We start from the raw sequence: 13,854 nt of genomic DNA, 5'->3' as shown, positions 1-13,854 counted from the left end.
AAAACAACCAAAGTAACCCAAAAATGCTATTAGCAGTTTGTAATTTTAAATTTCTATATTTGAAATAAAGAACAAAGGGAAACAAACCTTAGTTAATATTGAAAATTTATGAAAATTAAGATTTTAATTATTTCCATTTTTTTGACTATTCCAAATTTATTTTTTGGACAATCAAATTTTTCTGAAAGTCCATTAAACGCTGTATTTGAAACAAATGATGCCAAAAATTTTTGGATTGCTTTTGATAAAATAGACAATTCAAATAAAAATCCCTTCAACGAATATATTGAAAAAGGTTCTGCCGGTCTAAAAGGTTTTATACCAAATAGAATTTTAAATGCCGATTCACTTTTCGTAATGGTAAAAAAGCGAAAACCTGATTATGAAATCACGAGAAATGTTCTTGATGGAATTTCTGCAAAAGAAAAAAGAGTTAAAGCCATTTATAGTGCTTTAAAATACTGGTATCCTGATGCAAATTTTCCACCAGTATATTTTGTTTATGGAAGATTTAACTCAGGGGGAACTTCTTCTGATGATGGAATTATAATAGGAACAGAAAAACTAAATAATCTTGATGGTGTTACGGGTTTAATTGCCCATGAACTCATTCATTATCAACAACACATTGAAGGAAAACAAACACTTTTATGGAGATGTTTACTGGAGGGTGGTGCAGATTTTGTTGGAGAATTTATATCAGGAGAAGCAATAAATCAAGTTTCATATAAATACGGTGAAAAACATTTGAATAAACTATGTGAGGAATTTGTAACGAGATTAAAACAAGATGATAACCAAGATTGGTTATATGGAACTTCTAAAAAAGATGACAGACCAAATGATTTGGGATATTGGATTGGATATAAAATAATGGAAGCATACTTTAACAAACAAGAAGATAAGCACAAAGCAATCTACAATATGCTTAATATAAAAAACCCTTTTATATTTTTAAAAGAAAGTGGATTTTTGGATTTATATATAAAAAGTTATCAAAAATCAAGCAAAGAAACTTTTGATGAATTTTTTAATATTAATTAAATGTGCATAATGAAAAACTCGTTTCTTTAATCACCAAGCTCGTCAAGCACCAAGACATTGATCGTCGGTAACATCAGAACTAAATCGAACTAAACCATGACAATAGCAAGACCTATTTTTAGAATTTTTGATTACCAAAAAGCTATCGAATTTTATATCGATTGGCTGGGATTTAAAATTGATGGCGAGCATACATTCGGCGAAAACTTTCCTCTTTACATAATGATTTCTCTTGGAGATTTAAAAATTCATCTGACAGAACATCATGGTGATTGTTCACCAGGTGCAAGAATCCACATTGAAAATTTCCCTGACTTAGTAAATTTATCACAAACAATTGATCGCAAAGGATTATAAATACAATAAACCCGAAATAGAAAAAGCTTTTTGGGACGAAAAAATTTACTGTATGCAAGTTATCGATCCGTTTGGGAACAGATTAAGTTTTACAGGAGAGTAAGTCACAACCCTTTGATATAAATTATATTCATAAAAAAACCAATACTTAAAAATGTATTGGTTTTTTTTATTCATTAAAACTTTTCTAATTAGGTTCAATATGTATTAAAACATTTCCCAATTCTGGTATTTCCTCTCGCAAAGTATCCTTCAATTTATGAGATAAATCGTGTCCTTCTTTTACGGATATATCACCATTTACTCGAGCATGAAGATCAACATGGTATTTCATTCCTGCCTTACGAATGAGACATTTTTCGGTATCTATAATTCCATCTACTTGATGCGAAACTTGTCTAATTTCTTCAACTAAATCATCATACAAATGTTCGTCCATGATTTCACCAAGGGCCGGTCTAAAAATCAAATAACTATTATAAAGTATAAATAGCGAAGCAAACAAAGCCGCCCAATCATCTGCAGCTTCATATCCATTCCCTAAAAACAATGCAATCGAAATCCCAATAAAAGCAGCAACAGAAGTTAGTGCATCACTCCTATGATGCCAAGCATCTGCCTTAAGAGAAGAACTATTGGTCTCATTAGCTCTTTTCATCACTAATCTAAACGAATATTCTTTCCAAATAATAATAGCACCGAGTATAAAAAGTGTCCATGGTTTTGGTAATTCGTGTGGCGTTCGGATATTCATAATACTTTCATATCCAATAATTGTTGCCGAAGTAATCAAGAAACCAACAACCAAAAAAGTAATTAATGGTTCGGCCCTTCCGTGTCCATAAGGATGATTGTCGTCTGCAGGTCTGCTTGAATATTTTATCCCAAACAATACCAATAATGATGCAAAAATATCTGTAGTAGATTCTATAGCATCGGCAACTAAGGCATAGGAATTTCCAAAAAGACCGGCCAAACCTTTTATAAGCGCCATACAAGTATTCCCAAGTATACTAAAATACGTTGCTTTTATAGCCTTTTCTTCATTAGTCATATTTGGCTTTTTTTAAAACTGAAAAATCGCTTAAATAAATTGTTTTCAAGAGAAAATTAAATTCATTTAAGCGATTTAAAATTGGACTTTTTATTTATTATAAATTCTCTCTAACTATTTTAGCTCCTAGTGCTCTTAGTCTTTCGTCGATACGCTCATACCCACGATCAATTTGATCAATATTATGAATAGTACTAGTTCCTTTAGCAGAAAGTGCTGCAATTAATAATGAGATTCCTGCGCGAATATCTGGTGAAGACATTGTAGTCGCTTTTAGTATTGATTCAAAATTATGCCCCATAACTACTGCTCTGTGCGGATCACATAACATGATTTTTGCGCCCATGTCAATTAGTTTATCAACGAAGAACAAACGGCTTTCGAACATTTTTTGGTGAATCAAAACATCTCCTTTTGCTTGTGTAGCAACCACCAAAACAATGCTCAGTAAATCAGGTGTAAATCCAGGCCATGGTGCATCCGCAATAGTAAGAATCGAACCATCTATATCTGTTTTCACTTCATAACCATCTTTGTGTTCTGGAATATAAATATCATCTCCACGTTTCTCAAGTGTAATTCCTAGTTTTCTAAAAACAGTAGGAATCACTCCTAGGTTTTCCCAACTTACATTTTTAATCGTAATTTCACTTTGTGTCATAGCCGCAAGACCAATCCAAGAACCAATTTCGATCATATCAGGAAGAATTCTGTGAGTACAACCACCTAATTTTTCAACTCCTTCAATAGTCAATAAATTAGAACCAACTCCAGTAATTTTAGCTCCCATAGAGTTCAACATTTTACAAAGTTGTTGCAAGTAAGGCTCACAAGCAGCATTGTAAACAGTTGTTGTTCCTTTTGCTAAAACAGCTGCCATAACGATATTAGCAGTTCCTGTTACAGATGCTTCATCTAATAACATATCTGCACCTGTAAGTCCGTCAGGAGCTTCTACTCCATAAAAATGGTCTTCTCTATTATATCTGAATTTTGCTCCAAGATTAATGAATCCTTCAAAGTGAGTATCTAATCTTCTACGTCCAATTTTATCTCCTCCTGGTTTTGGAATATATCCTTTACCGAAACGAGCCAAAAGCGGCCCAACAATCATAATAGAACCACGAAGTGAACCTCCTTCTTTCTTGAAAGCTTCTGTTTCTAGGTATCCAACGTTTACCTCATCACTTTGAAAAGTATAAGAACCATGTCCTAATTTTTCAATTTTAACTCCCATATTTCCCAAAAGCTTTATCAATTTATTGATATCGATAATATCTGGGATATTGTTGATTGTTATTTTTTCAGGAGTTAAAAGTACAGCACATAAAATTTGCAATGCTTCATTTTTTGCACCTTGTGGTATTACTTCTCCTTTTAAACGTGTTCCTCCTTCAATTTTGAAAACTTCCATGCTTTTGTTTTGAGTTTCTGAGTCTCTGAGTTTCTGAGTTTCTGAGTTTTTAAGATTTCTATGAACAATTCTGTCCAATATCTTAGAAACTTAGCTAACATAGTAACTTAGCCTCTTTTTTAATTAATTATTTCTTTTGAAACGGTTTTGGCTTTCCGTTTTTGTTATTATTATTCTTATTACTTTGAATTTTAGGTTGCCCTGCAGGACCAATTTTATTAGAAATCCTTTTATTCGTTCTTAGTAAATCAGTAGTATTTAATAATTCTTCTGTGCTTTGTATTAGATTCAACTTTCCATCGGACAGTTCAAAAAGGTGCTCGAAAATGACATCATCTTTTACGGTATCTTTATTCCAGCTCAAATAGGATTTCTTCATGTGATTGGCAATGACTTTTACCAATGCACTTTTCATCTCACCTTCCTCCCATTTGTTGGCCACATCTATCATGTATTTGATATTGTTTCCATAATACCTGTATTTTGGAAAGTTTTGTGGGTATTTTAAAACATCTGGTTTGAGTTGTAGTACTTCTCTAGATGGTATTGGATAAGGAGAATCGGCTTTTAATTTAAAATCAGACATGATAAAAAGCTGATCCCAAAGTTTGTGTTGAAAATCGGGTACGTCACGCAAATGAGGATTCAAACTTCCCATTACCTGAATGATGTATTTTGCCGCTTTGTTGCGTTTTTCATCATCTTCAATACTAGTAGCTTGCTCAATCAATTTTTGTAAATGACGACCATACTCAGGAATGATTAAATGTTCTCTTTCAGAATTATATTCTAAATTGAAAACTACATCATTCGCATTTTCTTTTATATATTTTTCGATCATAATTATAAGGAAACTATACCTTCTATTGTGGATAATTCTTGGTACTTATCTATTATTTCTTGTGAATCTTTGACCGTTACATCTACCGAAACACTGGTAAATTTTCCGGTTTTGGATTTTGTTGTTTTGATTACATCTCCCATACAGTTGAAGGCATTTTCCACTTTTAGGATATTTTCTTCGTTTGTTGGCACTATAAATTTAAACAAATATGGAGCAGGCCAGGAATTACTATTATCTAATTCGGCTTTAAGTCTTTCATAAAACTCTGCTGTCTTTTTTTCGTTGTCGTCGCTCATTCCTAAATAAAAATAAAGGCAAATATACGTTTTAGATTTTAGATTTTGAATTTTATGATTAAAGAATCATAGAGCTTATATTTTTTGTACCATGTTTCCAAAAAAAAATACCATAACTCCTCCCTAGCACTAATAGCAGCGGCATCCTTTTTATAGCGATTTTTTTTCGGGAGAAAAAGATATAACGGACAGCAGGAACCCATTCTTTCCGATAAAACCTAATCTTTCGCTCCTTAATTATTTGCTTTTAATTAGTACTAAATAAAGGTTTCAAATACCAATAAGTTTGAGTATTTTTGCCGTTTAATTAGAAAACGTGCAGAAAGAAATTATTGTTATCATTGGCGGTCCTGGTACGGGAAAAAGTTCTATTATTGAAGGTTTGGTAGCCAAGGGTTATTGCTGTTATCCTGAAATTTCGCGTGAAGTTACACTCGAAGCTCAAAAACGAGGTATTGAACAATTGTTTCTGGAAGATCCTTTATTGTTTAGCCAAATGTTGCTTGATGGTAGAATTAAGCAATTTAACAATGCCCAAAATGAACCTCATCAATGGGTATTTATTGACCGCGGAATCCCCGATGTCGTTGCTTACTTAGATTATATTGGTGATGATTATCCAAATCATTTTGTTGATGCTTGCAACGAAAATGTATATACTAAAATCTTTATACTTCCGCCTTGGGAAGAGATTTACGAAAGCGATAGTGAACGTTATGAAAACTTTGAGCAGGCAAAAACAATACAAGAACACCTTAAGAAAACCTATGTTAATTACGGTTACGACTTAATTGAGGTACCAAAAGATAGCATTGATAACAGAATTCTTTTTATATTAGATAAAATTTAGCAATTATTGAAATTCAATATTGTAAATTAGTACAAATCTAAACAGAAAATAATGCCAACAGCATTAGAGATTCTTCAAAAATATTGGCAACATGATACCTTCAGGTCATTACAAAACGAAATTATTGATTCGGTTTTGAAAGGTCATGATACTTTTGCATTGATGCCAACGGGTGGTGGAAAATCAATTTGTTTTCAGGTACCTGCTCTTATGACTGAAGGAATTTGTTTAGTTATTTCTCCTTTGGTTGCACTTATGAAAGACCAAGTAGCTAATTTGCAAAACCGAGGAATAAAAGCCATTGCTCTGACTGGAGGAATAAAACAAGATGAAATTATTGATTTACTTGACAATTGTCAATTTGGAAATTATAAGTTCCTGTATGTTTCTCCCGAGCGTTTGCAATCGGATTGGATTCTGGACCGAATAAAAAATCTCCCAATAAACCTTATAACTATTGATGAAGCACATTGTGTTTCGCAATGGGGACATGATTTTCGTCCTGCTTATTTGAAAATTTCGGAATTAAAAAAACATTTTCCAAAAATTCCTTTTTTGGCTTTAACGGCAACTGCAACTCCTAGAGTTAAAGAAGACATTATTACTGAATTAGGAATGCATAGTCCCGCTCAATTTGAAAAGTCTTTTGCCAGAAAGAATATTGCTTATATGGTTTTTGAAGTAGAAGATAAACTTTTTCGAATTGAACAGATTCTTAAAAAAAATCCTCAGCCTTCTATTATTTATGTTCGAAATCGTAAATCTTGTTTAGAGATTTCTTCACAATTACAAACCTTAGGGTTTAAAGCCACATATTATCACGGCGGTCTTACTTCTAGAGAGAAAGACAAAAACATGCAACTCTGGATGGAGGAAAAAGCGCAGGTAATTGTCGCTACAAATGCTTTTGGAATGGGAATTGACAAGTCCAACGTTAAAACAGTTATTCATATTCAGCTACCCGAAAATATTGAAAACTATTATCAGGAAGCAGGGCGCTCTGGCAGGAATGGAGAGAAAGCATTTGCCGTTTTACTGACCAGCCCATCTGACACTATTCAGGCTGAGAGTCAATTTATAAACATTTTGCCAGACAAAACGTTTTTGACTACGATGTATATTAAACTTTGTAATTATTTTCAAATAGCATACGGAGAGGGAATAAACGAAGAATTCATGTTTAATTTGAATAATTTTTGTCATAAATACGACTTTCCAACTCTAAAGACCTTTAACGCTATGCGATTTTTGGACGGACAGGGAATTATAACTTTATCCCAAGAGTTTTCAGAAAAAATCACTTTACAATTCATAATTCCATCCAAAGAAGTTATTCGATATACTAGTTTGAATCCAAATGATGAGGAAATCATTTTGACTATCCTAAGAACATATCCTGGCGTTTACGAAATGCAAACTGCTTTTAACTTATCGTTGATTGCCAAAAAATCAAACCATTCGGAAGCAGAAATACTAGCAGTATTACATAAACTAAAAGACAAAGAAATTATAGAATACCACTCGAAAAATAATGATGCCGTTTTAATTTTCAACGAAATTCGGGAAGATGAAAGAACCATTAATAAGGTTTCGAAACATTTGGTTCGACAAAATGAACTCAAAAAAGAACAACTCCAATCAGTTTTAAATTATATAAAAGAAAAAGATGTTTGCAAGAGTAAAACTATTTTGAACTACTTTGGAGAAAAATCAACAACTAATTGTGGTATTTGCTCTTATTGCATCACACTAACAAAACCCAAAAAAGACTTTAATGCTCTTTCGAAAAAAATTATAGACTTATTAAAAATTGAAGGTCTAAGTTCAAGAGAAATTCAAAATAAGACTAAAAATACTGCAGACGATGTTATCTTTGTACTGCAACAATTATTAGAAGATGATTTTTTAATAATTCAGAAAAACAACAAATACATTTTAAAAACCTAATGAAAAAATTAAGAATTATATTTATGGGAACTCCAGAATTTGCTGTTGGAATTCTAGATACCATAATCAAAAACAATTATGAAGTAGTTGGTGTAATCACTGCCGCAGACAAACCCGCAGGACGAGGACAAAAAATAAAATATTCGGCAGTAAAAGAATATGCATTAGAAAATAATTTACACTTATTACAACCTACAAATTTAAAAGACGAAGCTTTTCTTGAAGAATTAAAATCATTACAAGCCAATTTACAAATCGTCGTTGCTTTTAGAATGTTGCCAAAAGTGGTCTGGGAAATGCCTGCTTTAGGAACATTTAATTTACATGCCTCCTTATTGCCTAATTACAGAGGAGCAGCGCCAATTAATTGGGCAATTATTAATGGAGAAACCAAAACTGGAGTTACTACTTTTTTCATTGATGACAAAATAGATACTGGCGCAATGATATTAAGCAGTGAAATAGCAATCGATAATACCGAAAATGCTGGACAACTTCACGACCGTTTGATGGTTTTGGGATGTACTACTGTTATTGATACTTTGAAATTGATTGAAAGCGGAAATGTAACCACTACCATTCAGAATGATAATTCAGATATTAAAACAGCTTACAAATTAAATAAAGAAAATTGTAAAATTGACTGGTCAAAATCTACTACAAACATCCATAACCTCATCAGAGGACTAAGTCCTTACCCAGCTGCTTGGTGTTATTTTACAGACAAAGACGAAGAATGGAATGTGAAAATTTATGAAGCTAAGACCATTTTTGAAGAACATAATGGAACGATTGGATCTTTAATCTGCACTAAAAAAGAAATGAAAATTGCCACGAAAGAAGGTTATATTCAAATATTAAGCCTACAATTTCCTGGAAAAAAGAAAATGACTACAGCAGAATTATTAAATGGAATTACTTTTTCAGAAAACGCAAGAGTTTCCTAACACCAATAAAAACAGGACTTAACCCTTATTTTTTCAGAATTTTAGCCTACTTTATGAACAAAAAAAGCAAGTTATTAACAAAATAGGTTGATTTTGTACAAAACACTTGCACACTCCGTATTTCCTGCTAATTTTGTTCTATTAACAATTATTTTAACCAACAATTAACATCCATTATTATGAACAAATCAGAATTAATTGACGCTATCGCTGCTGATGCAGGAATTACTAAAGCTGCTGCAAAATTAGCACTTGAATCATTTTTAGGAAATGTAGGTGGTACTTTGAAAAAAGGTGGTAAAGTATCTTTAGTAGGATTTGGATCTTGGTCTGTATCTTCAAGAGCTGCAAGAGACGGAAGAAATCCTCAAACTGGAAAAACTATTCAAATCGCTGCAAAGAATGTTGTAAAATTCAAAGCTGGAGCGGATTTAGAAGGAGCTGTAAACTAATTTATAGTTTATCTTATATAATTAAACCTTCCGATTGGAAGGTTTTTTTATGCTTTTAAACGAATAAGGCTCAAAAAATTTGGTTCCTTTATGTAATTTTTCTTAAATTTAATTAAAAATATAGCCTTATGATTTCAGAAAAATTAAAAAAAGGGTATTTACTTATTGCTGAACCATCAATAATAGGAGATTTGTCATTTAATAGATCTGTAATATTACTAGCGGATCACAATCAAGATGGCTCAGTAGGCTTTATTATGAATAAACCACTGAAATATACAATCAATGATTTGATTCCTGAAATAAATGCCAATTTCAAAATTTTTAACGGTGGCCCAGTAGAACAAGACAATTTATACTTCATCCACAATATTCCAGACTTAATACCTAATAGTATTGAGATTTCCAATGGAATTTATTGGGGAGGAGATTTTGATTCTACGAAAGATCTCATCAATAGCGGTAAAATCAAAAAAGAAAACATTCGTTTCTTTTTGGGCTATACAGGATGGGAAGTAGACCAACTTGAAAATGAAATGAAAGCCAATTCTTGGATTATTACCAAAAATAATTACGAGAACAAAATAATTGGAAAATCAACTGTCCACTTCTGGAAAGAACAAATCATGGAATTGGGTGGCGAATATCTCATTTGGTCCAATGCCCCTGAAAACCCATATTTAAACTAAGCCTAAAGTTTCATTTAGTTTTGCTACTAAAGTCTTTGAAATCTCTATTGAGAATTCTTTTTTTCTGTATTTAGTAATTGGCTGTATGCCTTTAATAACATTAGTTACAAACAATTCATTTGCTTTTTGAAGATCAAATGGAGAAATTATTTCTTCTACTACTTCAATACTTTCTATTTTTTTTGCTAATTCTAAAACTTGCTTTCTCATAACTCCATTTAAACAACCTTCTGATACTGGAGGAGTAACCAATTTATTACCATTAAGCATGAAAATATTACCTTGTAATGCTTCAACAACATTTTTACTATCATTTAACAGAATGCAATTATCTAATCCATTTTCATGTGCGTAAATACTTCCTGTCACATTTATCAAACGATTCGTTGTTTTAATAGAAGACAATAATTGTTTGGTTACATAAAAATCTTTATACAAATCAACCTCATACTGTTGCTCACTAAATGAATATTCCTTATTTTCAAGTGGAGTCGCTTTTATCAAAAACGATACAGTATTATTTTGTGGTAAATAATAGCCTCCATCGTTTCTATAAACTGTAATTCTTGCCCTTGAAGAAGATGCAATTTCATCGTTTTTAACTAACGAAAGTATTTGCTCTTCTAAATATTCCATGGTAAAGTTCATTGGAATTTCCATTCGTACTACTCGCATAGAAGACATTAGGCGGAAGTAATGATCTTCTAGAAACAAGATTTTTTCATTCACTATTTTTACCGTTTCAAAAACTGCATCACCGTATAAAAACCCTCTATTTTGCACTAAAACACTTGCATCCTCAGATACAATCGTACCATTAAAATTTATCATAAAAAAAGCCTGAAATTAATTCAGGCAAATATAAGTTATAATATACAATTCTACTATACCGAACCTATAACATGTTTTAGATCTGAAATTTGGTTTTCCCATAATTGAGTAGCCTCTTCAACTTCTTCTTTACTAGCAAAATCAACTACCATCAGAGAGACATCTTTGGTTAATTCATCTACTAAAATATTCAATTCAAAGAAATATTCTGTATCCTTATTGTTTTCATCTACCCATTTGAACTTTACTTTTTCTCCAGACTTTTTTGATGCTAGTCTAGCTTTTTCTTGGGAATCATTCCAAATAAAAGTAAAAAACTCACCTCGAGAATTTACATTATCTGCAAACCACTCAGATAGGCCTGATGGTGTCGAAATATATTGATACAACAATTGGGGAGAAGAATTTATGGGGAATTCGATTTCGTAACGCACTTTTAAATTCATGAATACATTTTTTTCGTTTGCGAAATATATAGATTATTACTCCAAAAAAAAAACCTTTTCAAAAAAAAATTTTTTTGTTCTTTTTTGCTTGCAAACTCTAATTATTGTTTTATATTTGCACCCGCATTCAGGGATAGAAATTATCCCAAATATGGCGAGGTAGCTCAGTCGGTTAGAGCGCAGGATTCATAACCCTGAGGTCACGGGTTCAACTCCCGTCTTCGCTACGAAAACAAACCCTTAAACATCAATTGTTTAAGGGTTTTTTATTGGAATTAAATTAAAAATAATTACTAATATTATTTCTAGAATGAGGTACTTGAGTTTAAACAACTTGAATTAATTATTGAAATTCTATGATTCCTAAATAGAAAGAACTATTTTAAACAAAAGAGACTGTCCTTAATGGACAGCCTCCTAAATATTGTTTTCATACAAAAACAATACCAATTCAAAATAAAGAAAACCTAGTAAAACATAAATAACCAAACTCAAACTTAAACTATTACAACTTTACTTTTTGAATTTAAATCTTATCCTTGAACTAATTTTTTCAAGCTATTATATACCGCTAACTCAACGTCAGCATGTTCTTTCGAATTACATTTTTCGAGTAATTCATTTAATACAGAAATATCTATATTTTGTTTTTTATCAATTTTGAGCAAAAGTTGCTCTGAAATGTCTTTCAAACTTTTAGACAATGGTAAAAGTGGTTGAATAAGTGGTGCATTATCACTCAAAGTATTTAAATCGAAATCCATTTTTATCCATTTATTTAAATAGCTAACAACTATTACTTGATTTTCAATTGTTTTATTATTTGAAAAATTTACAACAGCTTCACCGAATAAAATAGCATCAGAAGCGTCAGGAGTACAAACATCTGCGAATAATGTCAATGGAGAATACATTTTATATTCAGTTCCTCCTTTATTTCTTGTGTATCCTTTTAACGGTTCACAAACATTAGACAAATCTAACAAAGCCTCACTTTTTTGATTGTTACTTATATTTCTCAACAATCCCTCTTTACTTTTTAGATGAGTTAACCCTAATTCTTCTAATCTAAAAGAAACTGTTTTCAATCTTTTGCGCAAACTACTTATATCGGTAACATTTTCATTAGACCATAAACGTTCAGCAATAGCAGCTGTTCTTGGCCAAATTCTAGAATCTATGGTTTTTGCTGATGCTAATTCTGTCCACATAGTTGCTTCACCTCCTAATATTCTTGCCTTTTCTTTGTCACTCAACACTACACCCTTAGGCATTGGATCTACACTGTAATGATTTTCAACGCTATAAACTAAATCAATATAATAGCCATTTGACAAAACAGTTTTATACCCACCTTTTACAGCATTGGCTAAAGAATTCTGACCTCCAATATCTTCATTAGGTCTCCAAGAATGAATTACAGCATCTTTGGTCATGTTTTTAGTCATAATTTCTTCCCATCCCATTAATTCTTTATTGTGCTTTTTAAGCATCGGAACCAACTGCATAGTGAAATAGGTTTGCAATTCGTGGTTGGTAGCCAAATTATGTTTCTTTTTGAATTCCTGTATTTTAGGATTTGAGTCCCAATCTTTCCCTTCGTTTTCATCACCCCCGATATGAAAAAATTTTCCAAGAAAAAGCGGGCAAACTTCATCAAAAATAGAACTTAACAGTTCATATGTTTTTGGGTTTGAAGGATCCAGTGTAGGCGTGAAAATCCCTGCGTTTCTCTCTACACTATAGGTCTGAATTTGTTTTAATTGTTGCCCTTTTTCTCCAGAACCAACATTCACATTCACGGCTTTACTACCAATTTCAGGATAAGCCGTCAAAATAGCTGATGCATGACCCGGAACATCAATCTCAGGAACTATCTGGATTCCTCTGTCAGCGGCATATTTTACAACGTTTTTGATTTCTTCTTGAGTATAGTAATTTCCATCCGATGCCAATTCAATTAACTTCGGGTGTTTTTTCATTTCAATTCTCCAACCTTGATCATCTACCAAATGCCAGTGAAAAACATTCATTTTTACAGCTGCCATTCCATCCAAATTCCGTTTTATGACATCAATAGGCATAAACTGTCTAGAACCATCAATCATTAAACCTCTCCAAGTAAATCTTGGAAAATCTGAGATTTTAGAAACTGGGAAATAAAAAGAATTACTATTATTTTGCAAAAGTTGCAATAAAGTTTCTAATCCATGTAGAGCTCCAATATCAGTTGTCGCGTTTATTGTAATTTTGTTTGATGTTACATCCAACAAATAACTTTCATCATCATATAGTTCAATTTTTCCACTTCTAACACAATTTATTTGCAATTGCGCTTCTGGAACTTCATTTAAACCTGTTATAAATCCTTGATCAAAAAACATTCCTGTTCTTCCATCCAATCGGCGCAAAAAATTAGTAGCTCCTACAAATATTCTAGCGTTTGGAGCACCAGTAATATTTACTTTAAAATTTTTTGTCAACATGAATGAGCCTTCGCTAAGTTCAATATTTTGTGGCCAAGGCATCAAATTTAATTGCTCTTCTTTTACTTGAGAGAAAACGGTTAAGCTAATTAGTAATAATAACACTGTAATTTTTTGTTTCATGTATAGGTATTTTTTACTTTTTATTGGCCACATATAATTAAATTCGACCTTTTTATATTTTTTAAAGTAGTTAA

General features: G+C 32.0%; 15 protein-coding genes and 1 tRNA gene. 9 read left to right on the top strand and 7 right to left on the bottom strand.

Translation table 11 applies throughout. The annotated features are described in order from the left end of the window. Nucleotides 1–108 precede the first annotated feature (108 nt). The 3 genes from CLU82_RS13615 to CLU82_RS21095 all read left to right on the top strand — a co-directional run bounded on the left by CLU82_RS13615 (nt 109) and on the right by CLU82_RS21095 (nt 1,504). Nucleotides 109–1,044, top strand: a complete 936-nt coding sequence (locus CLU82_RS13615) for a DUF2268 domain-containing putative Zn-dependent protease (RefSeq protein WP_100843600.1) — start codon at nt 109–111, stop codon at nt 1,042–1,044. A 96-nt stretch (nt 1,045–1,140) separates the two neighbouring features. Continuing rightward, nucleotides 1,141–1,401 (top strand): glyoxalase superfamily protein, encoded by a 261-nt coding sequence (locus CLU82_RS13610; protein ID WP_255409716.1) that lies wholly within the window; start codon nt 1,141–1,143, stop codon nt 1,399–1,401. Continuing rightward, nucleotides 1,382–1,504 (top strand): glyoxalase superfamily protein, encoded by a 123-nt coding sequence (locus tag CLU82_RS21095; RefSeq protein ID WP_255409715.1) that lies wholly within the window; start codon nt 1,382–1,384, stop codon nt 1,502–1,504. Before CLU82_RS13610 ends, CLU82_RS21095 begins: the two co-directional genes overlap by 20 nt. Before the next feature lie 84 nt (nt 1,505–1,588). Here CLU82_RS21095 and CLU82_RS13605 read toward each other — a convergent pair whose 3' ends face one another. From CLU82_RS13605 to CLU82_RS13590, 4 genes are all read right to left on the bottom strand, one after another. Beyond that, the gene (locus CLU82_RS13605; RefSeq protein WP_100843599.1) at nt 1,589–2,455 is read right to left on the bottom strand and encodes a cation diffusion facilitator family transporter; all 867 of its coding nucleotides are present in this window, start codon (nt 2,453–2,455) and stop codon (nt 1,589–1,591) included. A gap of 97 nt (nt 2,456–2,552) precedes the next feature. Further along, complete coding sequence (gene murA / locus CLU82_RS13600) at nt 2,553–3,869, bottom strand: UDP-N-acetylglucosamine 1-carboxyvinyltransferase (protein ID WP_100845036.1); 1,317 nt, start codon at nt 3,867–3,869, stop codon at nt 2,553–2,555. Between the two features lie 127 nt (nt 3,870–3,996). Continuing rightward, the gene (locus CLU82_RS13595) at nt 3,997–4,710 is read right to left on the bottom strand and encodes a DUF4290 domain-containing protein (RefSeq protein WP_100843598.1); all 714 of its coding nucleotides are present in this window, start codon (nt 4,708–4,710) and stop codon (nt 3,997–3,999) included. Between the two features lie 2 nt (nt 4,711–4,712). After that, nucleotides 4,713–5,009 carry a DUF493 family protein gene (locus CLU82_RS13590; RefSeq protein WP_100843597.1) on the bottom strand — a complete coding sequence of 99 codons (297 nt, stop codon included), beginning with the start codon at nt 5,007–5,009 and terminating at the stop codon, nt 4,713–4,715. A gap of 316 nt (nt 5,010–5,325) precedes the next feature. On the opposite strand from CLU82_RS13590, the gene CLU82_RS13585 reads away from it, so the two are divergent. The 5 genes from CLU82_RS13585 to CLU82_RS13565 all read left to right on the top strand — a co-directional run bounded on the left by CLU82_RS13585 (nt 5,326) and on the right by CLU82_RS13565 (nt 9,894). Beyond that, entirely contained in the window at nt 5,326–5,859 is a 534-nt protein-coding gene (locus tag CLU82_RS13585) for an AAA family ATPase (RefSeq protein WP_100843596.1), read from the top strand. Nucleotides 5,860–5,910: 51 nt separating this feature from the next. Further along, complete coding sequence (locus CLU82_RS13580; protein WP_100843595.1) at nt 5,911–7,806, top strand: ATP-dependent DNA helicase RecQ; 1,896 nt, start codon at nt 5,911–5,913, stop codon at nt 7,804–7,806. Further along, complete coding sequence (gene fmt / locus CLU82_RS13575; RefSeq protein WP_100843594.1) at nt 7,806–8,753, top strand: methionyl-tRNA formyltransferase; 948 nt, start codon at nt 7,806–7,808, stop codon at nt 8,751–8,753. Before CLU82_RS13580 ends, fmt begins: the two co-directional genes overlap by 1 nt. Before the next feature lie 179 nt (nt 8,754–8,932). Continuing rightward, the gene (locus tag CLU82_RS13570; RefSeq protein WP_077375548.1) at nt 8,933–9,205 is read left to right on the top strand and encodes an HU family DNA-binding protein; all 273 of its coding nucleotides are present in this window, start codon (nt 8,933–8,935) and stop codon (nt 9,203–9,205) included. Between the two features lie 128 nt (nt 9,206–9,333). Beyond that, nucleotides 9,334–9,894 carry a YqgE/AlgH family protein gene (locus CLU82_RS13565; RefSeq protein WP_100843593.1) on the top strand — a complete coding sequence of 187 codons (561 nt, stop codon included), beginning with the start codon at nt 9,334–9,336 and terminating at the stop codon, nt 9,892–9,894. Here CLU82_RS13565 and CLU82_RS13560 read toward each other — a convergent pair. Both CLU82_RS13560 and CLU82_RS13555 read right to left on the bottom strand, forming a co-directional pair. Beyond that, nucleotides 9,886–10,725 carry an aminotransferase class IV gene (locus tag CLU82_RS13560; RefSeq protein WP_100843592.1) on the bottom strand — a complete coding sequence of 280 codons (840 nt, stop codon included), beginning with the start codon at nt 10,723–10,725 and terminating at the stop codon, nt 9,886–9,888. The two genes, CLU82_RS13565 and CLU82_RS13560, sit on opposite strands and share 9 nt — an antisense overlap. A gap of 53 nt (nt 10,726–10,778) precedes the next feature. After that, on the bottom strand, nt 10,779–11,171 hold the full coding sequence (locus CLU82_RS13555) for an START-like domain-containing protein (protein ID WP_100843591.1): 393 nt from the start codon (nt 11,169–11,171) through the stop codon (nt 10,779–10,781). Nucleotides 11,172–11,324: 153 nt separating this feature from the next. On the opposite strand from CLU82_RS13555, the gene CLU82_RS13550 reads away from it, so the two are divergent. Next, nucleotides 11,325–11,398 (top strand) — tRNA-Met (locus tag CLU82_RS13550). A gap of 306 nt (nt 11,399–11,704) precedes the next feature. Here CLU82_RS13550 and CLU82_RS13545 read toward each other — a convergent pair. Next, nucleotides 11,705–13,780: a beta-N-acetylhexosaminidase gene (locus tag CLU82_RS13545; protein WP_232735245.1), complete on the bottom strand. Its 2,076-nt coding sequence runs from the start codon at nt 13,778–13,780 to the stop codon at nt 11,705–11,707. Nucleotides 13,781–13,854: the final 74 nt, after the last annotated feature.

It is taken from the genome of Flavobacterium sp. 5 (genome assembly GCF_002813295.1).
Classification (GTDB): Bacteria; Bacteroidota; Bacteroidia; order Flavobacteriales; family Flavobacteriaceae; genus Flavobacterium.
The sequence above is the reverse complement of the archived record's forward strand: the minus strand, read 5'-3'. Positions and strand labels throughout refer to the sequence as shown.

What these genes read in the sequence shown, in the direction of transcription:
- CLU82_RS13615 (WP_100843600.1), top strand. Translation starts at nt 109, where the DNA reads ATGAAAATTAAGATTTTAATTATTTCCATTTTTTTGACTATTCCAAAT.
- CLU82_RS13610 (WP_255409716.1), top strand. Translation starts at nt 1,141, where the DNA reads ATGACAATAGCAAGACCTATTTTTAGAATTTTTGATTACCAAAAAGCT.
- CLU82_RS13605 (WP_100843599.1), bottom strand. Translation starts at nt 2,455, where the DNA reads ATGACTAATGAAGAAAAGGCTATAAAAGCAACGTATTTTAGTATACTT.
- murA (WP_100845036.1), bottom strand. Translation starts at nt 3,869, where the DNA reads ATGGAAGTTTTCAAAATTGAAGGAGGAACACGTTTAAAAGGAGAAGTA.
- CLU82_RS13595 (WP_100843598.1), bottom strand. Translation starts at nt 4,710, where the DNA reads ATGATCGAAAAATATATAAAAGAAAATGCGAATGATGTAGTTTTCAAT.
- CLU82_RS13590 (WP_100843597.1), bottom strand. Translation starts at nt 5,009, where the DNA reads ATGAGCGACGACAACGAAAAAAAGACAGCAGAGTTTTATGAAAGACTT.
- CLU82_RS13580 (WP_100843595.1), top strand. Translation starts at nt 5,911, where the DNA reads ATGCCAACAGCATTAGAGATTCTTCAAAAATATTGGCAACATGATACC.
- fmt (WP_100843594.1), top strand. Translation starts at nt 7,806, where the DNA reads ATGAAAAAATTAAGAATTATATTTATGGGAACTCCAGAATTTGCTGTT.
- CLU82_RS13570 (WP_077375548.1), top strand. Translation starts at nt 8,933, where the DNA reads ATGAACAAATCAGAATTAATTGACGCTATCGCTGCTGATGCAGGAATT.
- CLU82_RS13565 (WP_100843593.1), top strand. Translation starts at nt 9,334, where the DNA reads ATGATTTCAGAAAAATTAAAAAAAGGGTATTTACTTATTGCTGAACCA.
- CLU82_RS13560 (WP_100843592.1), bottom strand. Translation starts at nt 10,725, where the DNA reads ATGATAAATTTTAATGGTACGATTGTATCTGAGGATGCAAGTGTTTTA.
- CLU82_RS13555 (WP_100843591.1), bottom strand. Translation starts at nt 11,171, where the DNA reads ATGAATTTAAAAGTGCGTTACGAAATCGAATTCCCCATAAATTCTTCT.
- CLU82_RS13545 (WP_232735245.1), bottom strand. Translation starts at nt 13,780, where the DNA reads ATGAAACAAAAAATTACAGTGTTATTATTACTAATTAGCTTAACCGTT.